Annotated in this window: 21 protein-coding genes; 12 read left to right on the forward strand and 9 right to left on the reverse strand. The window is 72.0% G+C overall.

The window, feature by feature from the left end; genetic code table 11:
* Positions 1 to 62 precede the first annotated feature (62 nt).
* From FBZ33_RS31215 to FBZ33_RS31230, 4 genes are all read right to left on the reverse strand, one after another.
* Complete coding sequence (locus tag FBZ33_RS31215) at positions 63 to 698, reverse strand: DsbA family oxidoreductase (RefSeq protein ID WP_141911984.1); 636 nt, start codon at positions 696 to 698, stop codon at positions 63 to 65.
* Between the two features lie 20 nt (positions 699 to 718).
* Positions 719 to 1,147: a SufE family protein gene (locus FBZ33_RS31220; protein ID WP_141911985.1), complete on the reverse strand. Its 429-nt coding sequence runs from the start codon at positions 1,145 to 1,147 to the stop codon at positions 719 to 721.
* A gap of 70 nt (positions 1,148 to 1,217) precedes the next feature.
* Complete coding sequence (locus tag FBZ33_RS31225; RefSeq protein WP_099849526.1) at positions 1,218 to 1,643, reverse strand: CBS domain-containing protein; 426 nt, start codon at positions 1,641 to 1,643, stop codon at positions 1,218 to 1,220.
* Positions 1,644 to 1,701: 58 nt separating this feature from the next.
* Positions 1,702 to 3,471, reverse strand: a complete 1,770-nt coding sequence (locus FBZ33_RS31230) for a proline--tRNA ligase (protein WP_141911987.1) — start codon at positions 3,469 to 3,471, stop codon at positions 1,702 to 1,704.
* A 321-nt stretch (positions 3,472 to 3,792) separates the two neighbouring features.
* Here FBZ33_RS31230 and FBZ33_RS31235 point away from each other — a divergent pair, with 321 nt between their 5' ends.
* The 3 genes from FBZ33_RS31235 (at position 3,793) to FBZ33_RS31245 (ending at position 6,003) form a co-directional block, all read left to right on the forward strand.
* Positions 3,793 to 4,560 carry an SGNH/GDSL hydrolase family protein gene (locus FBZ33_RS31235; protein WP_088950823.1) on the forward strand — a complete coding sequence of 256 codons (768 nt, stop codon included), beginning with the start codon at positions 3,793 to 3,795 and terminating at the stop codon, positions 4,558 to 4,560.
* A gap of 2 nt (positions 4,561 to 4,562) precedes the next feature.
* Positions 4,563 to 5,009, forward strand: coding sequence for a hypothetical protein (locus FBZ33_RS31240; protein ID WP_141911988.1), 447 nt, complete (start codon positions 4,563 to 4,565; stop codon positions 5,007 to 5,009).
* Positions 5,010 to 5,100: 91 nt separating this feature from the next.
* On the forward strand, positions 5,101 to 6,003 hold the full coding sequence (locus tag FBZ33_RS31245) for a sulfurtransferase (RefSeq protein WP_141911990.1): 903 nt from the start codon (positions 5,101 to 5,103) through the stop codon (positions 6,001 to 6,003).
* A gap of 55 nt (positions 6,004 to 6,058) precedes the next feature.
* Here FBZ33_RS31245 and FBZ33_RS31250 read toward each other — a convergent pair whose 3' ends face one another.
* From FBZ33_RS31250 to FBZ33_RS31260, 3 genes are all read right to left on the reverse strand, one after another.
* The gene (locus tag FBZ33_RS31250) at positions 6,059 to 7,243 is read right to left on the reverse strand and encodes a hypothetical protein (protein WP_141911991.1); all 1,185 of its coding nucleotides are present in this window, start codon (positions 7,241 to 7,243) and stop codon (positions 6,059 to 6,061) included.
* Positions 7,240 to 7,788: a SigE family RNA polymerase sigma factor gene (locus FBZ33_RS31255; RefSeq protein ID WP_141911993.1), complete on the reverse strand. Its 549-nt coding sequence runs from the start codon at positions 7,786 to 7,788 to the stop codon at positions 7,240 to 7,242. The genes FBZ33_RS31250 and FBZ33_RS31255 overlap by 4 nt, the downstream gene beginning before the upstream one ends.
* A gap of 68 nt (positions 7,789 to 7,856) precedes the next feature.
* Positions 7,857 to 8,438: a TetR family transcriptional regulator gene (locus FBZ33_RS31260; protein WP_141911995.1), complete on the reverse strand. Its 582-nt coding sequence runs from the start codon at positions 8,436 to 8,438 to the stop codon at positions 7,857 to 7,859.
* 106 nt (positions 8,439 to 8,544) lie between these two features.
* Between FBZ33_RS31260 and FBZ33_RS31265 the strand changes: the two genes are divergently transcribed.
* Positions 8,545 to 9,702: an FAD-dependent oxidoreductase gene (locus tag FBZ33_RS31265; protein WP_141911996.1), complete on the forward strand. Its 1,158-nt coding sequence runs from the start codon at positions 8,545 to 8,547 to the stop codon at positions 9,700 to 9,702.
* Here the strand turns inward: FBZ33_RS31265 and FBZ33_RS31270 are convergent.
* On the reverse strand, positions 9,699 to 10,952 hold the full coding sequence (locus tag FBZ33_RS31270; protein ID WP_141911998.1) for an MFS transporter: 1,254 nt from the start codon (positions 10,950 to 10,952) through the stop codon (positions 9,699 to 9,701). The two genes, FBZ33_RS31265 and FBZ33_RS31270, sit on opposite strands and share 4 nt — an antisense overlap.
* 122 nt (positions 10,953 to 11,074) lie before the next feature.
* Between FBZ33_RS31270 and FBZ33_RS31275 the strand changes: the two genes are divergently transcribed.
* The 5 genes from FBZ33_RS31275 to FBZ33_RS31295 all read left to right on the forward strand — a co-directional run bounded on the left by FBZ33_RS31275 (position 11,075) and on the right by FBZ33_RS31295 (position 18,953).
* Positions 11,075 to 12,862: an HSP90 family protein gene (locus FBZ33_RS31275; protein WP_141911999.1), complete on the forward strand. Its 1,788-nt coding sequence runs from the start codon at positions 11,075 to 11,077 to the stop codon at positions 12,860 to 12,862.
* Positions 12,863 to 12,864: 2 nt separating this feature from the next.
* Positions 12,865 to 15,756 (forward strand): tetratricopeptide repeat protein, encoded by a 2,892-nt coding sequence (locus FBZ33_RS31280; protein ID WP_141912001.1) that lies wholly within the window; start codon positions 12,865 to 12,867, stop codon positions 15,754 to 15,756.
* A 73-nt stretch (positions 15,757 to 15,829) separates the two neighbouring features.
* Positions 15,830 to 16,429 (forward strand): TetR/AcrR family transcriptional regulator, encoded by a 600-nt coding sequence (locus FBZ33_RS31285; RefSeq protein ID WP_088950830.1) that lies wholly within the window; start codon positions 15,830 to 15,832, stop codon positions 16,427 to 16,429.
* A gap of 92 nt (positions 16,430 to 16,521) precedes the next feature.
* Positions 16,522 to 17,859 carry an acetyl/propionyl/methylcrotonyl-CoA carboxylase subunit alpha gene (locus tag FBZ33_RS31290; protein WP_088950831.1) on the forward strand — a complete coding sequence of 446 codons (1,338 nt, stop codon included), beginning with the start codon at positions 16,522 to 16,524 and terminating at the stop codon, positions 17,857 to 17,859.
* A 182-nt stretch (positions 17,860 to 18,041) separates the two neighbouring features.
* Positions 18,042 to 18,953: a hydroxymethylglutaryl-CoA lyase gene (locus FBZ33_RS31295; protein ID WP_185755542.1), complete on the forward strand. Its 912-nt coding sequence runs from the start codon at positions 18,042 to 18,044 to the stop codon at positions 18,951 to 18,953.
* Between the two features lie 63 nt (positions 18,954 to 19,016).
* Here the strand turns inward: FBZ33_RS31295 and FBZ33_RS31300 are convergent, their stop codons facing one another.
* Positions 19,017 to 19,577 carry a snapalysin family zinc-dependent metalloprotease gene (locus FBZ33_RS31300; protein ID WP_088950833.1) on the reverse strand — a complete coding sequence of 187 codons (561 nt, stop codon included), beginning with the start codon at positions 19,575 to 19,577 and terminating at the stop codon, positions 19,017 to 19,019.
* A gap of 165 nt (positions 19,578 to 19,742) precedes the next feature.
* Here FBZ33_RS31300 and FBZ33_RS31305 point away from each other — a divergent pair, with 165 nt between their 5' ends.
* The 3 genes from FBZ33_RS31305 (at position 19,743) to FBZ33_RS31315 (ending at position 25,283) form a co-directional block, all read left to right on the forward strand.
* On the forward strand, positions 19,743 to 21,275 hold the full coding sequence (locus FBZ33_RS31305) for an acyl-CoA carboxylase subunit beta (protein WP_141912004.1): 1,533 nt from the start codon (positions 19,743 to 19,745) through the stop codon (positions 21,273 to 21,275).
* Between the two features lie 77 nt (positions 21,276 to 21,352).
* Positions 21,353 to 22,501 carry an acyl-CoA dehydrogenase family protein gene (locus FBZ33_RS31310; RefSeq protein ID WP_088950835.1) on the forward strand — a complete coding sequence of 383 codons (1,149 nt, stop codon included), beginning with the start codon at positions 21,353 to 21,355 and terminating at the stop codon, positions 22,499 to 22,501.
* Positions 22,502 to 22,625: 124 nt separating this feature from the next.
* Complete coding sequence (locus tag FBZ33_RS31315; protein ID WP_141912005.1) at positions 22,626 to 25,283, forward strand: helix-turn-helix domain-containing protein; 2,658 nt, start codon at positions 22,626 to 22,628, stop codon at positions 25,281 to 25,283.
* The last annotated feature ends 183 nt before the right edge of the window (positions 25,284 to 25,466 follow it).

The following is a 25,466-nucleotide window of genomic DNA, read 5'->3' on the forward strand; positions in this document are numbered from 1 at the left end:
CACCGCCATCGATGTTGTTGCACGTGAAACATCGTGATCATCAATGCCGGGCGCCCGGTGGCTCAGTGTGCCGCAGCCTCGCGCTGCTCGACCTCGCTGAGCGCGGCGAGCAGTGTCTGCACCTCCTGCGCGCCGGAGACCGCGTACTTTCCGGCCAGGACGAAGGTTGGCACGCTGGTGATGCCGAGGTCCCGAGCTGCGGCCAGCTCGGCGGCGATGTCGGTGACGCGCTCGTCGGAGTCGAGGAAGCGGCGGACGTCGGCCGCGTCCAGGCCGATCCCACCGGCCGCCGCGGCCAGTGCCTCCCGGGAGCCGACGTCGACACCCTCGTTGAAGTGCGCCTGGTAGAGCGCCTCCACCATCTCGGCCGCGCGACCGTGGTCGGTGGCGTAGGCGACCAGCCGGTGCGCGTCGAAGGTGTTGGCGATCACCGCACGGTCGTAGTCCAGCCGGAGCCCGTCAGCCGCCGCGACCTGGGTCACGTGCGCGACCATCTGCTGGGCGCGCTCCGGGCCGCCGAACTTGCCGGCCAGCGCCTGCACCAGCGGGAGCGGCTCGGGCACCGGTGACGGGTCGAGCTGGAACGGTCGGTAGCGGACCGTCACCTCACCCTCGTAACGGGCGAGGGCCTCATCCAGGCGGCGCTTGCCGATGTAGCACCACGGGCAGATGACGTCCGCGTAGATCTCGATCTCCATGATCGGTGGCAACCTTGCGGTCAGCCGAGTTGTTCCCGCACCTGACGCTTGAGCCGGCCCAGGATCGCCGTGCCGCCGCGGATCCGCAGCGGGCTGATCGCCTGCGCCAGGCCCATCCGCTGGTAGAGGTCGTCCGGCACGTCCAGCACCTGCTCGGCGCTCGCGCCCGCCAGCCCTTCGGCGAGGATCCCCGCGAACGCCCGGGTGGTCGGCGCCTCCGGCGGGCAGTCGAAGACCGTCTCCACGGTGCCCTCCGGGGTCACCCTGGCGCGCAGGAAGAACGATGTCTGACACTCCGGCACCTGCTCCATGCCCTCGCGTGCGGCGGTGCCCTCCGGCAGCACCGGAATGACGTCGGCGTACTCCAGGAGCATCTCCAGAACCAGGTCGCGCGGCGCGGCAGCGAACTCGTCGACGATCTCGGCCAGTCGGGCCGGCATGTCAGCCATGCGTCGAGGCTACCGCCGGTCAGTTGCGAACAGGCCGGCGGCGCATTGCTGCGCCTGGCCGGCCTGTTCGTCACACCGTTGGCGACTGCTCGCTGATCTCGCTGAGAGCGCTGGTGGGGTCGAGCTGCATGGCCAGGTCGCCGAGCGAGACGATCCCGACCAGCTTGCGATCACTGTCACAGACCAGCACACGCCGAATGCCCCGGTCACGCATGAGCGCAGCCGCCTCACCCGCCGTGCAGTGCTGCTCGATCATGACCACCTCGCGGGTGACGATCGAGCCGATGGTGGTGGCCGCAGGGGAGCTGTTCTCCGCAACTGCCCGCACCACGATGTCCCGGTCGGTGAGCATGCCGGCGAGGCTGGCGCCGTCGGTGACCACAACGTCGCCGATGTCCGCCTCCTTCATCACCCTGGCCGCTTCGTCCAGTGTGGTTTCGGCCGGCAGGTACACGACCTGTCTGGTCATCACGTCACTGACCCGGTAACCGGTCATGAGAGCCCTCCGAAGACGTATCCACCCGATCCAACTGCACTACCCCGTGACGCGACAGCTACACCAGGCTCGCACGTTCCTGGCGTACCTCGTGGACGAGCTGGTCCACCAGACCGTCCAGCGGCACCTCGGTGCGTCCGTCGCCGGCCCGCTCGCGCAGCTCGACGTACCCGTCGGCGAGTCGGCGACCGACCACGACGGCCCGGGGGATGCCGATCAGCTCGGCGTCGGTGAACTTCACCCCGGCCGAGACGTGCGTGCGGTCGTCGACCAGCACCCGCAGGCCGGCGGCGGCGAGGCGCTCGCCGAGCGCCAGCGCCGCGTCGAGCTGAGGGCCCTTGCCCGCAACCACCAGGTGTACGTCGCACGGCGCGATCGCCGCCGGCCAGACCAGCCCTCGGTCGTCGTGGTGCTGCTCGGCGATCGCCGCGACCGCCCGGGAGACCCCGATGCCGTAGCAGCCCATGGTCGGTCGGACCGGTTTGCCGGCTGGACCGAGCACGTCGACCGCGAAGGCGTCGGTGAACCGGCGGCCGAGCTGGAAGATATGCCCGATCTCGATGCCCCGCCGGATGGTCAGCTCGCCCGCCTCGCACTCCGGGCAGGGGTCGCCGGCGCGCACGTCGGCCGCCTCGATCGTGCCGTCGGGCGTGAAGTCCCGACCGCAGACCACGTCGGTCGCGTGACGGCCCGGCTCGTTCGCCCCGGTCAACCAGGCCGAACCGGGCACCACCCGCGGATCGACCAGGAGACGGATGCCCAGCTTGTCGAGCAGTTGCGGCCCGATGTATCCGCGTACCAGCTCGGGATGGTCGGCCCACTCCTCGAAGACGGCCACCTGGGCCGGGTGCAGGGCGGCACCGACCCGCTTGAGGTCGACCTCCCGGTCACCCGGCAACCCGATCACCAGAGGTTCGGAGCGCTCGGCGCCCGGCTGGCGGACGGAGAGCACGACGTTCTTCAGTGTGTCGGCGGCGGTCCAGTCGTCCCGACCGCCCAACGTACGGGTGTTGGCCAGCTCCACGAGGCTGGCGATCGTCGGGGTCTCCGGCGTGTCGTGCACCTCGACGGCCGGCTGCGCGCCCGGGTCGCCGGTGGCCGGTGCCCGGGTCACCACCGCCTCGGTGTTGGCCGCGTAGTCGCAGGCGGTGCAACCGACGTAGGTGTCCTCGCCGACCGGTGTCGCCGCCAGGAACTCCTCCGACGCGGAGCCGCCCATCGCCCCGGACATCGCGTGCACCACCGTGTAGTCCAGGCCCAACCGGTCGAAGATCCGCCGGTACGCCGCGCGATGCCGTGCGTACGCGTCCCGCAGCCCCGCATCGTCCAGGTCGAAGGAGTACGCGTCCTTCATCAGGAACTCCCGGCCGCGCAGCAGACCGGCCCGGGGCCGCGCCTCGTCGCGGAACTTCGTCTGCACCTGGAAAAGCGTCACCGGGAAGTCCCGGTACGAGGTGAACAGGTCCTTGACCAGCAGCGCCGCCATCTCCTCGTGGGTGGGCGCCAACAGGTGCTCGGCACCGCGCCGGTCGGCGAGGGTGAAGATGTCGTCGCCGTACTCCGTCCAGCGGCCGCTCGTCCGGTAGGGATCGGCCGGCAGCAACGCCGGGAAGTGCACCTCCTGGTCGCCGATCGCGAACAACTCGCCCCGCACCACGTCGGTGATCCGATCCAGCACCAGCTTGCCCAACGGCAGCCAGGTGTAGCCGCCCGGTGCGGCGCGACGGATGTAACCGGCTCGCAGGAGAAGCCGGTGGCTCGGCACCTCCGCGTCGGCCGGATCCTCGCGCAGGGTCCGCAGCAACAGGGTCGACATGCGTAGCAGCATGCGCGCAGCGTAGAACCGTGCCGAGCGCCCAAGCGACCCAATTCGTCCGGTGCGTCGCGGGCCGTTGCCCGGAATCCCGGAAATGGCCTGTCCGTCCCGGCAACCGTCTGGAGAGGCATCACGTCTCTCACGCACCGCCACCCAAAGGAGCGGCCCGTGGACCCTCTGCTGAGTCTCGGGTCAGACCGCAGGGATTGGCCGACGGAGGTGTCGCGTTGCTGTCCATGACCTCCGCCACGTCGCCCGTTCGGGGCACTTACCGCCGCGCTTCCGGTGACAGACTGGTCGCCGCAGGCAACGAACGGCGTAAGGGGAACGCGGGTGGGCTGGCGCAGTTTTGTCGCGGTCGGGGACAGTTTCACCGAGGGCATGGATGACGCGTACCCGGACGGCACCTACCGGGGTTGGGCGGACCTGGTGGCGACCCGGCTCGCCGCCGACGCGGGGCCCGACTTCCGGTACGCGAATCTCGCCATCCGCGGCCGGCTCTTCCCCAGCGTGGTCGCCGAGCAGGTCCCCTCAGCGGTGGCGATGAAGCCGGATCTGATCAGCTTCGCGGCCGGCGGCAACGACGTGCTGCGCCGCAGCTTCGACCCGCACACGCTGGTGGCCCGCTTCGACGAGGTGGTCCGGCAACTGCGTTCCGGCGGCGCGGACGTGCTGCTCTTCCGGTTCGCCGACGTGATGGCCCGACTGCCCGGCCAGCGCCTCGTCGCCCCCCGGGTGCAGTTGCTCAACCAGGCGGTCGGCGAGACCGCCGAGCGACACGGCGCGATCATGGTCGACCTGTACGCCGACGACACCTTCCTCAACCCGATGCTCTGGAGCACCGACCGGTTGCACCTCTCCCCAGCCGGCCACCGGCGGGTCGCCGGGCAGGTGTTGAACGCGCTCGGGGTCGGTTGCGACGAGGAGTGGCTGATGGTCCCGCCGCACCCGGCCCCGTCGCCGTGGCTGGCCGCCCGCGCCGCCGACCTGCGGTGGGCCGGCCAGCACCTCGCACCGTGGGTGCGGCGGCGGCTGACCGGTCGGTCGTCCGGTGACACGGTGACGGCGAAGCGCCCGCTGCTCGGGCCGATCGTCGACTGAGCGTGCTCACCCTTCACACCGCGCCGCTGCTGTGGCGCGACCGGGTCGGCGAGGCGCTGCCGGAGCACGCGGTCCTGGTGGGCGGCGACCGGATCGAGGCCGTCGGACCGTTGGCCGAGCTGAGTGGGGCGTACCCGGGTGTTCGGGTCCGCCGATGGCCCGGCACCCTGGGGCCGGGTCTCCTGCACGACGGCCCGCTGCCGGCGGCACCCACCCCACGCGAGCGGGTGCACGCGCTGCTGCGCAACGGAGTGACGGCGGTGTTGGCCGAGCACCTGACCGACCCGCTGCTGCGGGCTGCCGTCGACAGGAGTGACCTGCTGGTGCTGCCCGCCGCGGTGTCGGCGGTGCTGCTTCCGGGCGGACGCGCCGACCTTGCGGTCCACGGTGTCGACGGTGTCTGCCTGGTGACCGTGGTCGCCGGGCGAATCGTCCACCGCCGCGCCTGAACGGCACTGTCAACGTTCCCCGCACCACATCTGTGCCCCCCGATCCTCGATGGCGGGCCGTCCGGTCGTGTCGCGGCGTAGTTTGGGGATCATGTCTGTGCCGAGCGATCCTGATCCCCGCCTCCAGTCGTACGCGGACCCGCAACGGCTGGTCACCACCGAGTGGCTGGCCGAGCACCTGGGCGACGAGGGCCTCGTCGTTGTCGAGTCCGACGAGGACGTGCTGCTCTACGAATCCGGCCACATCCCCGGTGCCGTGAAGGTCGACTGGCACCTGGAGCTGAACGACCAGGTGACCCGGGACTACCTGGACGCGAAGAGCTTCGCCGAGCTGTGCGCCGCGAAGGGCATCGGCCGGGGCGACACCGTCGTCTTCTACGGCGACAACTTCAACTGGTGGGCCGCGTACGCCCTCTGGGTCTTCTCGCTCTTCGGCCACGCCGACGTGCGACTGCTCGACGGCGGCCGGCAGAAGTGGATCGCCGAGGGCCGCGAGGTGACCCGCGACAAGCCGGCTCGCCCCCGCGCCGACTACCCGGTGCCGCAGCGGGACGACGCGCCGCTTCGCGCCTACCGTGAGCAGGTCATGGCGCACATCGCCGCCGGTCGGCCGCTGGTCGACGTCCGGTCGCCGAGTGAATACACCGGCGAGACGCTGCACATGCCGGACTACCCGCAGGAGGGCGCACTGCGTGGCGGGCACATCCCGGGTGCGGTCAGCAAGCCGTGGAAGTCCGCCGCCAACGAGGACGGCACCTTCAAGTCCGCCGACGAGCTGAAGGCGATCTACGCCGACCAGCTCGGGCTGAGCCCGGACGACGACGTGATCGCGTACTGCCGGATCGGTGAGCGGTCCAGCCACACCTGGTTCGTCCTGCGGCACCTGCTGGGCTATCCGCAGGTGCGCAACTACGACGGCTCGTGGACCGAGTGGGGCAACCTGGTCCGGGCACCCGTCGTCAAGGGCGATCAGCCCGGCGGCCTCGCCGCCTGACCAAGCTGGCCAGCCCTGTCCCCGCGCGACCACCCGGCGGCGCGGGGACGAGGGCTCAGCCGGCCAGTGCCACCGTGCCGGTCAGGTCGCGGACCACGCCGGTGACCTCGCCGGTCTCCGGGTGCCAGCGCACCAGGCCGCCCGGTTGCAGGCGGAGCAGGACGGCACCCCGGTTGTCCCAGCCCAGCACCTCGCAGCAACCCTTCCACCGGTCGCGGCCGAGGTCGAGCATGTGGGCCACCGCACCGGTCCGGGCATCCAGCACGGCCACCCCCTCGGCACCGTCCATCTCGCTGTTGGTGATCCACGCCGAGCGGGCCAGGCGTTCGCCGTGCAGCCAGCCCCGGCCGTAGAACTCGTTGACCTGGTACGGCACCGGTAGCGGGCCGCCGGTGACCTTCTGTTCGGAACGAACCGTGCCCTCGCGGGCGGTACGGCTGCGCAGGGTCAGGTTGTCCCGCATGCCGCTCACCTCGACGAGCGCCGCCTCGCGACCGGCCGCCGGGTCGGGCGCGACCAGGTCCCAGAGCGAGACGTCGAGCTGGCTGGCCGCGCCGGAGGCCCGGTCCACCGCGTACGTCCGGCCGTCGCCGCCGACCAGCACCCGGTCGCCCGCCCAGACCACCATTTCCAGGTAGCCCTCGAGGGGGATGCGGCGCACGGTCGCCGTGGTGAGGTCGACCATGATCAGCTCATTGGTCTGCGCGAACGCGGCCGACCGGCCGTCCGGCGAGAGCACTCCCGCCTTCACCGCGGGTGCCTGGTTGCCGCCCGAGTCCCGGGTGGGGGCCGGGGTCACCACGTCGAGACTGCGCACCACACCGTCGTCCCCGAGCACCCGGACGGGACCGTCCGCACGGTATTCCTCGCTGTCCAACGGCTGGAACAGCGCCAGCGCCCGCTGGACCGGTCGGGCGGAGAGGGGCACTGTAGCCGGGTCACCGAGTCGGGCCAGCGGATCAGGCGGGAAGGTCAGCTCGGCGGGGGCGCGCACCACCGGCCCGGCGTGGTTGGCCGCGACGGTCGGCGCCACCGAGTGGTCCGGCGGTGGGTTGGCGGGCGGTCGCAGGGCAGCGACAGTGCCGCCACCGACCAGCACCACGGCCACTGCCACCGCGCCGACGGCCCGGCGGGTACGCCGAGTGCGCCGGGCCCGTTCCCAGCCGGTGACCGCGGGGTGACTGGGCCGGACGTCCTCGACGCAGACGGTCAGCAGTTGACGCAGGTCCTGCTCGTTCACGGGTTCACCTCCAGGCCGTTGGCCAGGTCGGCGGGGCGCTGGCTCGGTCGGGCATCCCGGGCCAGGTCCGGAGCGACCTCGCGGAGTCGGCGCAGCGCCGCGTGACACTGGCTCTTCACCGTGCCGACGGTCACCCCGAGCGCCTCGGCGGTGGCGACCTCGGTCAGATCCTCGTAGTAGCGCAGCACCAGCACGGCCCGCTGCCGTGGTGGCAGCAGGCCCAACGCGTCGTGCAGTGTCAGCCGCAACGCGCCGTCCCGGTCGTGGGCCACCTGCTCGGGAGGTGTGGCGCTGAGCCATTCCCGCCGTCGGCGACGCCACCACGACACCGCATCGCGGTAGAGGATGGCCCGCACGTACGCGGAGGGGTCGCCGTCACGGACCGAGGACCAGCGCAGCGCGAGCTTCAGCAGGGCGTCCTGGAGCAGGTCTTCGGCCTGGTGCCGGTTGCCGCAGATCAGGTAGGCCGCGCGCAGCAGCCGGTGTTGGTGGCACTCCACGAAGGCGAGGTAGCCGTCGCGTCCGTCGCTTCTCGTGGCTGCCATCCGCCCCCCTTCCGGCCGTCGCGATGCGCGTCACCTGGCAGACGCACGGGAAGGGGGAAAAGGTTGGGTCAGCTCTCCGGCGTTCCGGTCAGGTAGCGCTGGAGGGTCGGCGCGACCCAGGAGACCAGGTCCTGCGGTGTGGTGTCCACCATGGGCGGCAGGCGGACGACGTACCGGGTGTAGGCGAGGCCGAGGATCTGACTGGCCACCAGGCCGGCGCGTCGGGCGGTAATGGTCGGGTCGGTGCCGAACGTGGCCACGGCCGCGGTGAGCTGGTCGGCGAAGATGCCGCGCATCCGTTCGGCGGCACCGGGGTTGGTGCTGGCGGCCCGCAGCAGCGCCACGAGCGTCTCGTCGCCTTCCCAGCGGGTGAGGAAGTGCCGGACCAGCGTCTCACCGAGCTGCTCGGGTGGCACCGCGGACAGGTCGGGCAGTCGGAGGTCGAACTCGGCCGCCGCAGCGAAGAGCCCCTCCTTGCTGCCGTAGTAGCGCATGACCATCGACGGGTCGATCTGGGCGTCGGCGGCGATGGCCCTGATCGTGGCCCGCTCGTAGCCGTCCGCCGCGAACCGTTCCCGGGCCGCGCGCAGGATCGCCGCCCGGGTGGCGTCCGAGCGACGGGGAGAGGCCGGTTGGGCAGACGCTGTCATGTCAACGACCGTAGGCCAACACCTGTTGACATGCAATCGACTGGCCTCTAGCGTCGCCAACAAGTGTTTGCCAACAGATGTTGGCAACGGTCTTCTGGAGGTGGCCATGCTGCCCACGAGCACCGACGTCCTGGTGGTGGGCGCAGGCCCCACCGGCCTCGCCACCGCGCTGACGCTGGCCCGGCGCGGGATCGAGGTGACAGTGCTGGACCAACTCGCCGAACCGCCGATCACCTCCCGCGCGGCCGTCGTGCACGCGTACACCCTCGAGGTGCTGGACCGGATCGGCGCTGCGGCGCCGCTGGACGCCCAGGGGGTGCGGACGCCGCGCTTCACAGTGCGCGACCGGGACCGCGTGCTGCTGTCGGTGCCGTTCCACGAGCTGCCGTCCCGGTTCCCCTACGCGCTGCTGGTTTCCCAGTCGGTCACCGAGGCGGTGCTCGCCGGGCAGTTGGCCGAACTCGGCGTCCAGGTGCGACGGCCCTGCCGGCTGACCGGGTTGACCACCACCGGTGACGGGGTGCTCGCGCAGGTCGACGGAAAGACGCTGCGCGCCCGGTTCGTCGTCGGCGCGGACGGCTTGCACAGCACCGTCCGCCAGTTGGTCGGCATCGGCTTCACCGGCCCCAGCGACGAGGAGTCCTTCGTGCTCGCCGACGTACGGGTGCGAAGCGTTCTGCCCCGAGACGAGGCGGCGCTCTTCCTCGCCCGCTCCGGGCCGCTGATCTGGGCCCCGCTCCCGAACGGGGTGGTCCGACTGGTCGCCGCCGTGGCGACGGCCCCGGCCGAGCCGGACGAGGCGTACCTCCAGGCGCTGCTCGACGAGCGTGGTCCGTCGCGACGCCCCGACCGGGTGACCGAGGTGCTCTGGGGCTCCCGGTTCCGGGTGCATCACCGGATCGCCGACACGTTCCGAGCCGGGCCGGTGCTGTTGGCCGGAGACGCCGGGCACGTGCACAGCCCGGCCGGCGGGCAGGGCATGAACCTCGGTATCTGCGACGCGGTCGCACTCGGCACCGCGCTGGCGGACGTGTTCGACGGTGGTCCGGACGCGCTGCTCGACGACTACACCGCCCGGCAGCGGCCGATGGCCGAGGACGTGCTGAGCTTCGCCGCCGGGCTGACCCGGCTGGCCACCGTCTCCCCGGCCCGCCGGCCGGCCCGTGACGTGCTGCTGCGGCTGCTCGGTGCCGTGCCACCGTGGCGCCGACGGATCGCGCTGCGCCTGTCCGGGCTGTCCCACCGGGAACACACGCCAGGCTAGGAGATCAGGTCTCGTGCGACCGGCACCGGCTGGGCACCCGCGGGCGGGTCGACCGGCCGCAGTGTCCGCCACGCGGCCAGTGTGACCAGCGCGAAGATGCCGGCCGCCGCACCCGCCACCGGAACCGTCCCGTACGCGGCGGCGGCCAGCCCGGCGAGCGCCGCACCGATCGGGGCGGTGAGCAGGCCGACCATCCGCTGGGCCGATCCGACCCGGCCGAGCAGCCCGGCCGGCACGTTCCGCTGCCCGTACGACGCCCACAGGCTGTTCCACACCACAGTGCCGGCGGCGAAGACGGCCAACGCGAAGCCGCCCGGCACCGGATGCCGGGCCAGCGCGAACCCGGTCAACGCCACGGTCTCCGCGGCGAGCACCACGCACAGCGCCGGCACCGTGCCGAGTCGGGCGGCGAGCCGACCGGACCCGAGCGCCCCCACCAGGCCCCCGACGATCGCGGCGGCGGCGAACAGCCCGTAGCCGGCTGGCGGCACCCGCAGCACGTCCAGCGCATAGAGCACCAGCACCGCCATGATCCCGCTGATCGCCAGGTTGCTCGCGGCGGTGAGCAGAGTGACCCGCCACAGGGTCCGGTGGGCACGCAGCCAGCGCAATCCTTCGACGATCTCGCCCCACACCGACCCGCGTCGAGTGCCGGGCCGCGCCTGCACGCTCGCGACGGGAGTGGGGGTGAGGGCCAGCACGAGCAGCGCCGCCGCGGCGAAGGTGACGGCGTCGAGGGCGAACGGGAGGGCCGGGGCGACGGCGAAGAGGACACCGGCGGCCGGCGCCCCGAGGAAACCGCCGGCAACCGCCGACCCCGCCTGGAGTCGACCGTTCGCCCGAGGCAGCGCGTCCGGTGGCACCAGCGCGGGGAGCAGCGCGAACGAGGCCGAGTCGAAGAGCGTCCCCAGTGTGGCGAGCAGGAATGCCGCGACCAGCAGCACCAGGACACCAACGCGGTCGAGTGCGACGGTCACGGCCAGTGCCGCCACCACGACGGCACGGATGCCGTCGACCAGGGCCATCGTCCGACGACGGTCCCAGCGGTCCGCGTACACACCGCCGAGCAGACCGAAGATCAACGGCGGCAACTGACCGGCCACGGTGACTGCCGCGATGACCCGCGGGTCGCGGGTCACTGTCGCCGCCAGCAGGGCCAGTGCCGGCGTACGCAGTGCGTCTCCGAACCGCGACGAGACGGCGGCGGACCAGAGCAGCCGGAAGTCCCGGCCCAGAGCTGAGGAGGTCATCCGGTGACCGTGCGGGTTCGACCGGGTCGAGGGTCAAGCCGCCGGGCGAAAGGGGGACGCGCGTGTCGGTGATCATCGGTACGGTGGGCGCCGGCATTTCGGGACCGGGGGAGAAGACACGCGTGGACCACACCTTCCAGGTCGACCTTCGTGGCGTGGTCGACCTGCTCAGCCATCACCTCTACGGCAGCCCGCGGGTCTACGTTCGAGAGCTGCTGCAGAACGCTGTGGACGCGATCACCGCGCGGCGCTCGACCGAGCCGGACGCGCCAGCCCTGGTCCGCATCGAAACTCCCGAGATCACCGGCGACGGCACGCTGCGGGTACACGACACCGGTATCGGCCTGACCGAGGCGCAGGTGCATGAGCTGCTGGCCACCATCGGTCGCAGCTCCAAGAGGGACGATCTCGGCTTCTCCCGGCACGAGTTCCTCGGCCAGTTCGGCATCGGCCTGCTCTCCTGCTTCCTGGTCGCCGACGAGATCCAGGTGCTCACCCGCAACGGCGAACACCCCACGGTCCGCTGGACCGGTTACGCCGACGGCCGGTACGCGGTGAGCCTGGCACCACCGGAGGCCGCCCGCGCCGAACCAGGCACCACCGTCACGCTGGTGCCCCGCCGCGACGCCGACCAGTGGTTCACCACACCGACCGTCACCGACCTGGCCCGCCTCTTCGGTTCGCTGCTGCCGGTCACCGTCCGGGTCGGCGACGTGGTCACCACCACCGGTGAGCCGCCGTGGCCGACCGCGCCGGGCGCGCCGGTCGACCGGGCGGCGCTGATCGCGTACGCCCGGGAGACGCTCGGCGTCGACCCGTTCGACGTGCTGCCGTTGACCGTGCCGGAAGCCGGGTTGACCGGTGTCGCCGTCATCCTGCCCACCCCGGTGAACCCGGCGGCCCGTGCGGGGCACCGGGTCTACCTCAAGCGGATGCTGCTCACCGAGCACGCCGACGGGTTGCTGCCGGACTGGGCGTTCTTCGCGCACTGCGTCGTGGACGCCACCGAGCTGCGCCCGACCGCCAGCCGGGAAGCCCTCTACGAGGACACCCTGCTGACCGCGACCCGGGAGGCGCTCGGTGACCAGATACGCGGCTGGCTGGTCCGGCTGGCGCGACACGACCCGCACCGGCTGGCCGAGTTCCTCCAGGTGCACCACCTGGGTGTGAAGGCGCTGGCGCTGCACGACGACGAGATGCTCCAGCTGGTCGACCGGTGGTGGCCGATGGACACCAACGTCGGCACGCTCACCCTCGCCGAGTTCCGGGAGCGCTACGGCGTGCTCCGCTACGCGGCGAGTCTGGACGAGTTCCGCCAGCTCGCCGCGGTGGCTGCCGCACAGGATCTGGCGGTGGTCAACGGCGGCTACACGTACGACACCGAGCTGATCGAGCGGCTGCCGGCGGTGGACCGCTCGGTGCTGATCGAGCGTCTGGAACCGAGCGATCTCACGACCCGCTTCGACAGCCTCGACCCGCACGTGGAGCTGGCGCTGCGGCCGTTCCTCAGCGCCGCGCAGCGGGCCGTCGAACGTTCCGGCTGCGAGGTGGTGATCCGGGCGTACGACCCGGTGTCGCTGCCCGCGCTCTACCTGGTCAGCAGGTCGGCGGCGTTCAACGACCAGCTCGCGGCCAGCCGGGACCGGGCCGACGAACTGTGGGGCGGGGTCCTCGACGCGCTCGCCTCCACCGCACCACCGGACCGCCCGCAGTTGGTGCTCAACCACCGCAACCCGCTGGTCCGCCGCGTCACCGCGCTGGCCGACCCGGAGCTGGTGGGGCTCGCCATCGAGGCGCTCTACGGGCAGGCGCTGCTGCTCGGGCACCATCCGATCCGCGCGGCCGACGTGGCCCTGCTGAACGATTCCTTCCTCGGCCTGCTCGGCCGGGCCGTGCCGGGACAGGAGTGAACGTGAGCGACGAGGATCTGTGGCGGGTGCTGCGCGGCATCGCCGACATGCCGTACGGGGCGGGGCAGATCGCCGCGCTGGAGCAGCTGCTGCGTCGGGTCGACGCAACCGACGACCGACACCTTGCCTTCGTCACCCGGATGCAGGCCACCACCGGCTACATCTACGGCGGCGAGCCGGCGAAGTCCTTCGTGACCTTCTCCTGGTGCCTGTCCGAGTTCGACCAGGATCCGCAGCCCTACCACCAGCGGCACCTGCACAACCTGCTCTGGCACTTCAAGTACATGGTCAACGGCCTGCTGAACTTCCCAGAGGTGCCACTCGACCGCACGTACGCCGTGCTGGACGACATGGAACGCCGCTACCGGGCCGGTGGGCACAGCCTGCAGACCGTCCACAAGCATCGGTTCCGGGTCGCCAACCACGTGGGCGACACCGAGGCGGCCGCGCACTGGTACCGGCTCTGGCAGACCACCCCGCGCGACGCCCTCTCCGACTGCGCCGGCTGTGACCCGACGAGCCAGGTGAACTACCTCGCCGACACCGGGCGGGACGCGGAGGCGGTGGCGTTGTCCGAGCCGGTGCTCGCCGGCCGGCTCACGTGCAACGAGCAGCCGCAGGCGATCCTCACCGCGCTGCTCCTGCCGTACCTGCGGACCGGGCGGGCCGAGTCGGCGCGGGACGCGCACCGGGAGGCGTACCGCCGGTTGCGCGGCAACCTCGCCGACCTGTGGGACATCGGCGACCACGTCGAGTTCTGCACGTTGACCGGGAACGAGGCGCGGGCGGTGGAGTTGGTCGAACGGCACCTGGACTGGCTGGACCGGGCACCGTCGCCGGCCGCCGCGATGCACTTCGCTGCGACGGCCGCCGCAGCGCTGCGCCAGGCCGGTCAGAGCGGTGAGGCGACCCTGTACCGCCGGGCTGCCGAGGGCCGACCGGCCGGCGAGGTGTCGGCGTTGGTGCTCGCCGACGAGCTGACACGGACCGCGACCGGGCTGGCGGAGCGCTTCGACGCCCGCAACGGCACCACCCACCAGTCGGAGTGGATCGCCCGCCGGCTCGCTGTGCGGCCGCGCGGCGAGCACCTGCCGCTGTCCGCGAGCGTCCGCCGTCGCCCGCCACGCCCGACCGAGGGCGAGCCGACCACTCCCACGAGCAGGGCCTCTGCGGCGACCGGCAACGTGGTGCGATCCGGCATGGCCGTGCCGACCGCCGTGCCGGTGCCCGCCGACGCCGGGCCGGACGAGCTGCTGAACCTCGCCGAGCAGAGCTGGGGTCGGCACGACCCGGCCACGTTCCGAGCGGTGCTGGCCGCCTACGACGAGCGGTTCGGTTCGGCCGACCTGCCCCCGCGTACGCTCGCCCACCGGTTGGCGTTGCGGGCGGCCGGGCGCGGCGACGAGGACGACATCCCGGGCGCGATCGAGATGAGCCGAGCGGCACTGGAGGCGTACCGGACGGCGGGCGAGGAGTTGTCCGCCCAGGTGATCGCCGGGCGGCTCGGCGTGCTGCTGACCCGGTCCGACGACGACGCCGACGAGGGGTTGGCATTGGTCCAGAACGCAGCCGAGGTGCTGGACCGGGACGGCGACGCCCGGCAGCGGGCCGCCGCCCACGACCGGGTGGCGTTGGCGCTGCTGCACCGGGAACGCTGGGCCGACGCGCTCGCGGCGCTGGACCGGGTGCCGCCCGACGCGGGTGGCGATCCATACCTGGCTGCCCGGGTCGCACTGCACCGGGCGCACCTGCTGGAGCAGACGGACCGTGTCGAGGAGGCACGCGCCGCCGCCGACGAGTCCCGTCGGATCGGCCGGGAACTGGGCGTCGGTGAGCTGGTCACCGCGGCCTGCCTGGCGTACGCCCGAACGGTGGACGACCCGGCCGAGGCGGTGGCCGCCTGCGACGAGGCACTGCCGTTTGCACCCGCGGACGCGGAGTTGCCGGTTCGCGTCGCCCGAGCCCGCGCGTTGCTCGCCGCAGGCCGGGCCGCCGACGCGGTGGACGACCTCGTCGAGGCCGTGACGCTCTGCGTGGAGCGGGGTGCCGAGGGAGACGCGTTCCTGCGGTGGGAGCTGGCGAACGCGTACCGGATGGTGGGTCGGCTCGGCGAGGCGGCCGAGGTCGCCGAGGAGGCCGTCCTCGGTCTCGACCGGCTTGGCGCCCAGGCCGAGGCGGACCGTTGCCGGCACCTGCTGGCCGGCGTGTACGCCGGTCTCGGCGAGATCGATCCGGCGCTCACCCTGCTGGGGCAGTTGGCCGACAACCTGAATGGTCCGGACAACCTCCCGTATCGGGCGCAGGTGCTGGAGGAGGCCGGCGACATCCTCTACGACGCGGACCGGGACGCGGCCGGCGCAGAGCGCTTCGCCTCAGCCGCCACGGCGTACCGGCTCGGCGGCATGCCACTGGACGAGCTGCGGGCGCGTCGGCGCGAGGCGTACGCCTGGTTCTGGGCCGACGACCGGCCGGCGGCGATCCGGGCCGTCGAGCAGGTGGACGAGTTGGCGGCGACGCTGGCCGGACAGGCCGAGCCACCGGTGACGTACGAGCTGGCGATGGCGGCCGAGGCCGGGGCGCGGGTGCTGACGGCCGACGGCCGGCTGGACGAGGCGCTGGCGCGACTCACCGGGGTGCCCGACCAGCTGCGGTCGATCGAGGCATTCGGTGAGGCCGCCCAGGTGGAGGGTCTCACCGGCGAGCTGCTGCTTCGACTGGACCGGCCGGCCGAGGCGGAGCCGCTGCTGCGGCGTGTCCTCGGTGGGCTGCCGGCCGACTCGCGGCCGGTCCGCCAGACAGCCTGGCTGCTGGCCCGTGCCCTGGATCTGCTGGACCGGCCAGCCGAGGCCGCCGCGCTGCGGACGGAGCACGACCTCGATCCGGACGACGACTGAGCGCGCCGAGGTGTGCCCAATCGCTGGGTAACCAGCGGCCCCCCGTGGTCAGGTCGCGGTCTACGCTTGCCCGGTGACGGTGGAGCAGCAGGCACGGGGTGCGGCGGGCGCGGGCCGGCGCAGGTCCCGCAAGGACGAGATCCTGGAGATCGCGGTCGGTCTGTTCGCCGCCCGTGGCTACCACGGTGTGTCGATGGACGACATCGGTGCGGCGGCGGGGGTCACGGGTCCGGCGCTCTACCACCACTTCGCCGGCAAGGAGGCCATGCTGGCCGCCGCGCTGATCCCGGTCAGCGACGGGTTGCTGGCCGGTGGGCGGGAACGTGCCGCCGGCCGCCCGGACGACCCGCGCGGTGTGCTGGAGTCGCTGATCGACTTCCACGTCGAGTTCGCGCTGGCCAACCCGGCGGTGATCGCGTTGCACCTGCACGAGTTGGATCGCCTGCCGGAGGAGCCGCGACGGCAGATCCGTCGCCTGCAACGGCTCTACGTCGAGGAGTGGGTGACAGTGCTCACCGCGCTGCACCCGGGCATGCCCGACGGTGAGGCTCGGGTGCTCGCGCACGCCGCGTTCGGTCTGATGAACTCGACCCCGTTCCTCGGTGGCGAGGTGGACCGCCGACGCCGTGCCGAGCTGCTGCGCGGCGCGACCCTGGCCGCACTGCTCGCCTGAGGCCGACTCGCTCGCCTGAACCCGACTCGTCAGAAGCCCGTCGGTCATGATTCCCTGACTACCGTCCCACCATCCGGACGCCGGGAGGAAACATGATCGAGTCACTGCTGGTCGCCAATCGGGGCGAGATCGCCCGCCGGATCATCCGGACCGCCAAGCGGCTCGGCATCCGCGCGATCGCTGTGTACTCGGAGGCCGACGCCGACCTCCCGTTCGTGGCCGAGGCGGACGAGGCCGTTCTCATCGGCCCGCCGAACCCGGCGCAGAGCTACCGCAACGCCGAGGCGATCCTCGCCGCCGCGAAGGCGACAGGTGCGCAGGCCATCCACCCCGGTTACGGCTTCCTGTCGGAGAACGCCGAGTTCGCACGTACCGTCGAGTCGAGCGGCCTGATCTGGGTCGGGCCCGACGCGGACGCGATCACCGCGATGGGCGACAAGATCAATGCCCGGAACCTGATGGCGGCCGCCGGCGTTCCCGTCGCGCCCGGCACCACCGACCCGGCCGCCGACCTGGACGCGGCGGTGACCGCCGCCGCCGGGATCGGCTACCCGGTGATGGTCAAGGCCGCGGCCGGTGGCGGCGGCATGGGCATGGGCGTCGCCGTCGACGAGGCCGCGCTGCGCACCGAGTACGACAAGGTGCGCGCGTTCGCCGAGCGGATGTTCGGCGACGGCTCGGTGCTGATCGAGCGGTACTTCCCCCGGGTGCGGCACGTCGAGGTGCAGATTCTCGGCTTGGCCGACGGCCGGGTGGTGGCGCTCGGCGAGCGGGAGTGCTCGGTGCAGCGACGCAACCAGAAGCTGGTCGAGGAGTCGCCGTCCCCGGCGGTGTCGCCGGAGCTGCGATCTCGCCTCCTGGCGGCGGCGGTGCGCGCGGGTGAGGCGGTCAGCTACCGCAACGCGGGCACCGTGGAGTGTTTGCTCGATCCGGAGACGAACGAGTTCTTCTTCCTGGAGATGAACACGCGCCTTCAGGTGGAGCACCCGGTGACCGAGTACGTCTACGGCGTCGACCTGGTCGAGGAGCAGTTGCGGGTGGCGTCCGGGCTGGCGCCGACCTTCGACCCGGACGCGTTGGCGCCGAGCGGTCACGCCATCGAGCTGCGGATCAACGCCGAGGACCCGAAGCGCTTCCTGCCCGGCCCCGGCGTGATCAGGACCTGGGTGGAGCCCACCGGCGAGGGTGTGCGGGTCGACTCCGGTTACACCGAGGGCAACACGGTCACGCCGTTCTACGACAGCCTGCTGGCCAAGCTCATCATCAGCGGCGCCACCCGTGACGAGGTGCTGGAGCGGGCGAAGGCCGCGGTCGCCGCCTTCCAGATCGAGGGCCCGAAGAACAACGTCCCCTTCTTCGCCGAGCTCCTGACCAACGAAGAGTTCCTCTCCGGCGCCTACGACACGGGCATCGTCTCCCGAATGCGCTGACCGGCCAGGCCGTCGCCCCTGCGGGGAGGCAGGACTGGTTCGTTCGCCCTTTGCTCTGCTTACCTATAGGCGACAGCGGTTGTCCGGATGACGGACAGTAGCCGTCGCACATAGGGCAGCAGAGCAAAGGGGCCGACATGCTGTCCCGATCCGACGTCACAGCGAGGTGACCGATGAGTCAACTGCCAGATTCCGTCTCCATCCGTGAGGTCGGGCCGCGGGACGGGTTGCAGAACGAGGACCCGATCTCGACCGACGCCAAGGTGCGGCTGCTCGACGCCCTCTCCGGCACCGGCGTACGCCGGATCGAGGCGGTGTCGTTCGTGCACCCCAGGGCGATCCCGCAGATGGCCGACGCCGACGAGGTGTGGCAGCGGGCGGTCAAGGCCGACGGGGTGCGGTACTCGGCACTGGTGCCGAACACCCGGGGCGCCCAGCGGGCCCTCGCCGCCGGCTTCACCGAGATCGAAGTGGTGGTCTCCGCCAGCGACACGCACAACCGGCGCAACGTCAACCGGTCGACCGACGAGTCGCTGGACGACATCGCCGAGCTGATCGACCTGCTGCACGGCGCGTCCGCGCAGGTCGAGGTGATCGTGGCGACCAGCTTCGGCTGCCCGTACGAGGGTGACATCGACCCGGCGCGGGTGGCCGGCATCGTCGACCGGGTGGTCCGCGACGGCGCGGACCGGGTCGCGTTCGGCGACACCACCGGCATGGGCACCCCACGCCGGGTCCGCGAGCTGCTGACCGCGGTACGCGACCGCAACGCGCACGTGCCGGTGCTGCTGCACTTCCACAACACCCGGGGTACGGCGCTGGCCAACCTGTTGACCGCGCTGGAGCTGGGGGTGACCGAGTTCGACGCCAGCGTCGGTGGCCTGGGCGGCTGCCCGTACGCGCCGGGAGCGAGCGGCAACCTGGCCACCGAGGAGGCCGTGCACATGCTGCACGACATGGGCATCGACACGGGCATCGACCTGGCGGCCCTGATCGAGGCGGCGGAGCTGGCCGAGGAGTTGCTCGGCAAGAAGCTCCCGTCCGGCGTGCTGCGGGCGGGCCCGCGTACCCGCCTGACGCCGATGCCGAGCTGAGCGGTTCGGACGCGACGAAGGGGCCGGCGCGCGTGCGCCGGCCCCTTCCACGTGCCAGGTCGATCAGCTCACGGAGGTGAGCGCGCTCGGCCAGCTGTCGCGGAAGATGTCCGCGCTGCGGTCGGTGGCGCTGAACGTGCCGGCGAAGAGGTTGCTCACCCGGCTCGCCTCGGCGGAGCTGGGGTAGGCGTTGGTGCAGCTGGTGCCGGCGCTGCCGCCGGACATCAGCAGCGCGCAGTTCCCGTTGTAGTTGTCCGGCAGGCCAAGGATGTGCCCGATCTCGTGGGTCATGATCCGCAGCACGCTGTACTGGGCGGCCTGCTGGGTGTCGATGTAGACCCGGCCGTTGCCGAGGCTGGTCCGCTGGGCGTACGAGCCGCCGCCGGTGATCCGGTAGATCCGGAGGTTGGAGCCGCAGTTCGCCGAGAGTGTCAGGTTCACTGTGGCGTTGTTCCAGATCGATGCGGCCTGGTTGGCGACGCTGGCGTAGCTGCCCGCCTGGCTGGTGTTGTAGCAGATGGTCATGGCGGCGGACGCGGGCGACGGGTTGGCGACCGTGACGCCGAGGGTGGCGAGTGCCGTCGCGAGGAACGCGACCGCGAGCCGATTGAGTCGTGAGGTCATCGCTGACTCCGATCTGGGAGGGGTGTCAGGAGCCTAGCGATAAGCATTCATCTTTTTCAATGTCTTGCGCCAAGCTTCGCCGTCTGATTCGCCCGTGGGTCGCCGACGGTCGTGCCGATGCGCTAGCCTAACGATCGTTCAGGTCGTTATGGCGAGGGAGTCGGCGTGACGCTCGACGGTGAGGCACTGGAGCAGCTGCGCAAGCGGGCCCGGTCCGGCGGCGCGGACAAGTACCACGCGGCCAACGCGGCCAAGGGCAAGCTGTTCGCGCGAGAGCGGGTCGCGCTCCTGGTCGACGAGGGCTCCTTCGTCGAGGACGGCCTCTATGCCAACACGATGGCCGAGGGGCTGCCCGCCGACGGGGTGGTCACCGGCACCGCCACGATCGACGGCCGACAGGTCTGCCTGATGGCCAACGACTCCACCGTCAAGGCCGGCAGCTGGGGCGCCCGCACCGTCGAGAAGATCATTCGGATCATCGAGCGGGCGTACGGCGCCGGTGTGCCGATGGTCTACCTGGTCGACTCGGCCGGCGCCCGGATCACCGACCAGGTCGACCTGTTCCCCGGCCGCCGTGGCGCCGGCAAGATCTTCTGGAACCAGGTGCGCGCCTCCGGCTCGATCCCGCAGGTGTGCGCGCTGTTCGGCCCGAGCGCCGCCGGAGGGGCGTACATTCCGGCGTTCTGCGACGTGGTCGCCCTGGTCGACGGCAACGCGAGCATGTATCTGGGCTCGGACCGGATGGTCGAGATGGTCACCGGCGAGAAGACCACCCTGGAGGCGATGGGCGGGGCCAAGGTGCACACCGCCGAATCCGGGGTCGGGCACTTCCTCTGCAAGACCGAGGCCGACGCCCTCGACGTGGTGAAGACCTACCTGTCGTACCTCCCGGCGAACTGGACGCAGGCGCCGCCGACCGCCCCGGCCGTCGCCGCGCCGGCCAAGGCCGACCTTGCCGCGCTCGTGCCGCCCAGCGAGCGGCAGGCGTTCGACATGCGGCGCTACGTCAAGGGTCTGCTCGACGAGGGTTCCTTCTTCGAGATCCAGGCCCTCTGGGCCAAGGAGCTGACCATCGGCTTCGGCCGACTCGACGGCCAGGTCGTCGGTGTCATCGGCAACAACTCGATGTTCAAGGGCGGCGTGCTCTTCGTCGACTCGGCCGACAAGGCGACCCGGTTCGTGCAGCTCTGCGACGCGTTCAACGTGCCGCTGCTGTTCCTCAGCGACGTACCCGGCTTCATGGTCGGCAGCGTGGTGGAGAAGCAGGGCATCATCCGGCACGGCGCGAAGATGATCACCGCGATTTCCGAGGCGACGGTGCCGAAGATCTGCGTGGTGGTCCGCAAGGCGTACGGCGCCGGCCTCTACGCCATGGCCGGTCCCGGGTTCGAGCCGGACGCCACGATCGCGCTGCCGACCGCGAAGATCGCGGTGATGGGGGCCGAGGCCGCCGTGAACGCGGTCTACGCCAACAAGATCGCCGCCATCGCGGACGAGAACGAGCGGGCCGCCTTCGTCGCCGCGAAGCGGGCCGAGTACGAGCAGGACATCGACGTCGTCCGCCTCGCCAGTGAGCTGGTGGTGGACGCCATCGTCGAGCCGCAGGACCTGCGCACCGAGCTGGTCCGTCGGTTCGCGGCGGCGCGTACGAAGGACCGGCACTTCTCCCGCCGTCGGCACGGCGTCACCCCGGTCTGATCCTCGATCCGGGCCCCCACAGCGACCCGCCCCGGCGTCACGAGCGCCGGGCGGGACCGTCCTTACAGGAGGATGAGATGGACTTCCGGCTCACCGACGAACAAACGGCGCTGCGGGACAGCGTGCGGGACTTCGCGCGCGAGGTGGTCGCCCCGGTCATCGCCGAGCACTACGAGCAGCACACCTTCCCGTACGAGGTGATCCGGCAGATGGGCAAGATGGGCCTGTTCGGCCTGCCCTTCGGCGAGGAGCACGGCGGCATGGGTGGCGACTACTTCGCCCTCTGCCTGGCCCTGGAGGAGATCGCCCGGGTCGACTCCAGCGTGGCCATCACGCTGGAGGCGGCGGTGTCGTTGGGCGCGATGCCGATCTACCGCTTCGGCACCGAGGAGCAGAAGGCGACCTGGCTGCCCAAGCTGCTCAGCGGCGAGGCGCTGGCCGGTTTCGGTCTCACCGAGCCGGGCACCGGCTCCGACGCCGCCGGCACCCAGACGCGGGCGGTGCTGGACGGCGACGAGTGGGTGATCAACGGCTCGAAGGCGTTCATCACCAACTCGGGCACCGACATCACGGCCATGGTGACAGTCACCGCGGTGACCGGCACGAACCCGGACGGTTCCAAGGAACTGTCGACCATCATCGTGCCGACCGGCACGCCCGGGTTCACAGTGGCGCCGGGCTACTCCAAGGTGGGATGGACCGCCTCGGACACCCACGAACTGACCTTCGACGACTGTCGCGTGCCGGCTGCCAACCTGCTCGGTGCGCGTGGCCGGGGTTTCGCCCAGTTCCTGCGCATCCTCGACGAGGGCCGGATCGCCATCGCCGCGCTGGCCGTCGGCCTCGCCCAGGGCTGCGTCGATGAGTCGATCAAGTACGCGAAGGAGCGGCACGCCTTCGGCCGGCCGATCGGCGCCAACCAGGCGATCCAGTTCAAGATCGCCGACATGGAGCTCAAGGCGCACACCGCCCGGCTGGCCTACTACGACGCCGCCGCCCGGATGCTGGCCGGTGAGCCGTTCAAGCGGCAGGCCGCCATCGCCAAGCTGCACGCCAGCACGATCGCCGTGGACAACGCCCGGGAGGCCACCCAGATCCATGGCGGGTACGGCTTCATGAACGAGTACCCGGTGGCCCGGTTCTGGCGGGACTCCAAGATCCTGGAGATCGGTGAGGGCACCAGTGAGGTGCAGCGCATGATCATCGCTCGCGATCTGGGCCTCTGAGAGATCCAGTCGGACACCCGCACCGGGTGGACCGCCAGTACGGCTGTCGGGTTTCGGCGGGTGGGCGTCAATAGCCCGACGTTCGACTGCCGAGCGTCGGAGTCGATCCGTACTCTTCGTGCCCATGACTCCGGATCATGATCGGTCGCGGAGCCCGGCTGGTCGTACCGCCCTGTCGGAGCTGCTCCGCGAGCATCGACGCGCCGCGGGCCTGACCCAGGCCGAGCTGGCGTCCCGGGCCGGGGTGGGTGTGCGGACGGTGCGTGACCTGGAGCGCGGTCGGGCGGTCCGGCCGCAGCGCACCACAGTGGACCTGCTCGCCACGGCGCTGGCGTTGACCGACACCGGCCGGGCGGCGTTCCTGGCCGCGGCCCGCGGCTCCGCCGGTGAGCTGGTCCGCCCGGACACCACCTCGCCGGCGCTCGCGGTCAGCGGCAGAGCCACGTCCGCCGACCGGCCGGTCAACCTCCCACCACCGGTGACGCTGATCGGCCGGGACCGCGACATCACCGAGCTGACCGGAATGCTGACGGCGGAGCGCGGGCCCCGGCTGGTGAGCCTGGTCGGGTTGGCCGGGGTCGGCAAGACCGCCCTGGCGACGTCGATGGCACACGTGGTGGCCTCGGCCCACCCGGCCGGCGTGACCGGGGTGCTGATCGGTGAGGGCTCGGACGGGCCGGACGTGCTCGCCGCCTCGATGTCGGCGCTCGGCGCGGCACGGCTACCGGACCTGGTGGCCCGGCTCGCCGGGCAGCCGGCGCTGCTGGTGATGGACGCGGTGGAACGCGCCCCGGGGCCGGTGGCCGCGACGCTGCACCGGCTGCTCGCGGCCCTGCCCTCGCTGCGGGTGCTGGTCACCGGACGGCACCCGGTTGGCCTTCCCGGCGAGCGGGTCTGGCCGGTCTCCCCGCTCGACGTGCCGCCACCGGACGCCGAACGCTCCGGGCTGGCCACGCTCGAATCGTGGCCGGCGGTCGCGTTGTTCACCGCCCGGCTCGCTCAGGTCCGCCGGGAGACACCCACACCCGACGAGCTGCCAGCCCTTTCCGCGCTGGTTCGTCGCCTGGGCGGGCTGCCGCTGGCCATCGAGCTGATGGCCGCCCGGGGCCGGCTCCTCGACCTCACCGAGCTCCTCGACCGGTACGGCGACCGGGTGCTCGACCTCGCCACTCCCGCCGATCCCCCCGTCCACTCCGGTTGGGACGCGTTGGACGCGTTCACCGCGGGGTCGAGCGGCCCGGAGACCACCTCGGCGGTGGCCACGGTCACCCTGCGCGACGCGGTGGCGACGAGCTACCGACTGCTGGCGCCGGACGAGCGGGCGGCGCTGCGGCAGCTCGCCGTGTTCGGCAACCGCTGGTCGGTGGAGTTGGCCGAGGAGATGCTCGCCGACGAGGCCGACCGGGACGGCACGGTGGCGATCGATCCTGTTCCGCTGTTGGACCGGCTCGTCGAGCTGGGGCTGCTGGGCGTACGCGGCACCGGGTCGTTCCGGTTCCGGCTGCTCGACGCTGTCCGTGACTATGCCGTGGAGCAGGCGGCCGGCGAGGGTGAGCTGACCTGCATCCGGCGGCGGCACGCGGAGGTGATCGCGCGGTTGGTGGCACGGACCGCGATCGACCTGATCGGCCCACGAATGTCCGACGCGGTGCACCGGCTGGACGAGATGAGCAGTGACATCAGCTCGTCGCTGTCCCACGCGGCCACCGACGACCCGTTGACCGCGCTGCGACTGGCGGCCTGTCTGACCCGCTGGTGGCGGTTCCGTGGGCGCGACGTCGTCGGACGACAGTGGCTGCGCCGGCTGCTGGCCGACCCGCGTACCGCCGACGCCGATCCGGTCCTGCGTGGCTGGGCCGCGCTCGGGGTTGCCCGGCTCGCGGCCGAGCACGGCGCGAGCGCCGAGGAACTGCCGACGGCGCGCGCGGCGTTGGACACCTTCCTGGAGGCCGGCGACGTCACCGGGGAGTTGGAGGCGCGCACCGTGCTCGGCAACCTGTTGATCTCCGTCGGCCGGCACGATGAGTCTCGCGAGCAGGCCGAGGTGGTGCTGCGGCTGGCCGCCCGCAATGGGCGGACCCGCGACCTGGCGGTGGCCCAGAACAGCCTGGCCTGGCACGAGATCCGGGTCGGTGACCTGGCTGCGGCCCGACGCCGGCTCGCCGCGGTGGACCGGCTCGCCGCCGAGAGTGGGGAGCAGCGGCTGCGGGTGCTGGCCTGGGCCAATCGCGCCGAGGTCGCCCGCCTGGAGGGCTGGTACGCGGACGCCGTCGACCATGGTCGGCGGGCGATGGCGGGGTTCTCCGAGCTGGGCGATCCCGGGCACCGCCGCCGGGTGCTGGGAACGGTCGGGTTGGCGCTCGCCCAGGACGGGCGTGCTGCCGAGGCGACCGAGGTGCTCGCCGAGCTGCGTACCGGGGTGACCGAGGCTGCGGCGGCCGGGTCGGGGCGGGTCCTGCCGCGACCGCGCTCCGGTGACGCGGCACTGCCCTGGAGTGGACCGGACGCCGGGCTCTGCGCGCTGATCGAGGGGAATCTCGCGCTGCACCGGGGTGACCGGGAGTTGGCTGCCGAGTGGTTCGCCGCCGCCGCCGACGAGGCGGGCCAGGATCGCAGGGACGTGGTGGAAGCGCTGGTGGGGCTGGCCGCGAGCACTGCCGATCCGGGAGTGCTCGACCGGCTCGCCCGGGCCTGCCAGGAGAGCGGCATCCAGCTGCTGCCGCAGGAGACCGGACTGCTCTACGCGTTGACCACCGCTCGGGAAGGGCCGGCGGCCCAGTAAACCGGACCGTGTCGGCCGCCTCGGGCGCGCCCGAGGACGACCGGGGGCGAGAGAGTGGCGCGGGCGAAGAGCCCCCTTGGTGCTACCCCTCGCTGATCGCCCGCGCCGTCACCCCCCGGTGATCCCCGGTGCACGAAGCCTGCCACCGCTGCGACGGCAGAAAGCCGGCTTCGCCCGGATCAT

Origin of the sequence: Micromonospora sp. A202 (genome assembly GCF_006715105.1) — a bacterium.
GTDB classification, from domain to species: Bacteria; Actinomycetota; Actinomycetes; order Mycobacteriales; family Micromonosporaceae; genus Micromonospora; species Micromonospora zamorensis.

What these genes read in the sequence shown, in the direction of transcription:
- FBZ33_RS31310 (WP_088950835.1), top strand. Translation starts at nt 21,353, where the DNA reads ATGGACTTCCGGCTCACCGACGAACAAACGGCGCTGCGGGACAGCGTG.
- FBZ33_RS31300 (WP_088950833.1), bottom strand. Translation starts at nt 19,577, where the DNA reads ATGACCTCACGACTCAATCGGCTCGCGGTCGCGTTCCTCGCGACGGCA.
- FBZ33_RS31260 (WP_141911995.1), bottom strand. Translation starts at nt 8,438, where the DNA reads ATGACAGCGTCTGCCCAACCGGCCTCTCCCCGTCGCTCGGACGCCACC.
- FBZ33_RS31290 (WP_088950831.1), top strand. Translation starts at nt 16,522, where the DNA reads ATGATCGAGTCACTGCTGGTCGCCAATCGGGGCGAGATCGCCCGCCGG.
- FBZ33_RS31215 (WP_141911984.1), bottom strand. Translation starts at nt 698, where the DNA reads ATGGAGATCGAGATCTACGCGGACGTCATCTGCCCGTGGTGCTACATC.
- FBZ33_RS31265 (WP_141911996.1), top strand. Translation starts at nt 8,545, where the DNA reads ATGCTGCCCACGAGCACCGACGTCCTGGTGGTGGGCGCAGGCCCCACC.
- FBZ33_RS31230 (WP_141911987.1), bottom strand. Translation starts at nt 3,471, where the DNA reads ATGCTGCTACGCATGTCGACCCTGTTGCTGCGGACCCTGCGCGAGGAT.
- FBZ33_RS31270 (WP_141911998.1), bottom strand. Translation starts at nt 10,952, where the DNA reads ATGACCTCCTCAGCTCTGGGCCGGGACTTCCGGCTGCTCTGGTCCGCC.
- FBZ33_RS31220 (WP_141911985.1), bottom strand. Translation starts at nt 1,147, where the DNA reads ATGGCTGACATGCCGGCCCGACTGGCCGAGATCGTCGACGAGTTCGCT.
- FBZ33_RS31315 (WP_141912005.1), top strand. Translation starts at nt 22,626, where the DNA reads ATGACTCCGGATCATGATCGGTCGCGGAGCCCGGCTGGTCGTACCGCC.
- FBZ33_RS31245 (WP_141911990.1), top strand. Translation starts at nt 5,101, where the DNA reads ATGTCTGTGCCGAGCGATCCTGATCCCCGCCTCCAGTCGTACGCGGAC.
- FBZ33_RS31225 (WP_099849526.1), bottom strand. Translation starts at nt 1,643, where the DNA reads ATGACCGGTTACCGGGTCAGTGACGTGATGACCAGACAGGTCGTGTAC.
- FBZ33_RS31255 (WP_141911993.1), bottom strand. Translation starts at nt 7,788, where the DNA reads ATGGCAGCCACGAGAAGCGACGGACGCGACGGCTACCTCGCCTTCGTG.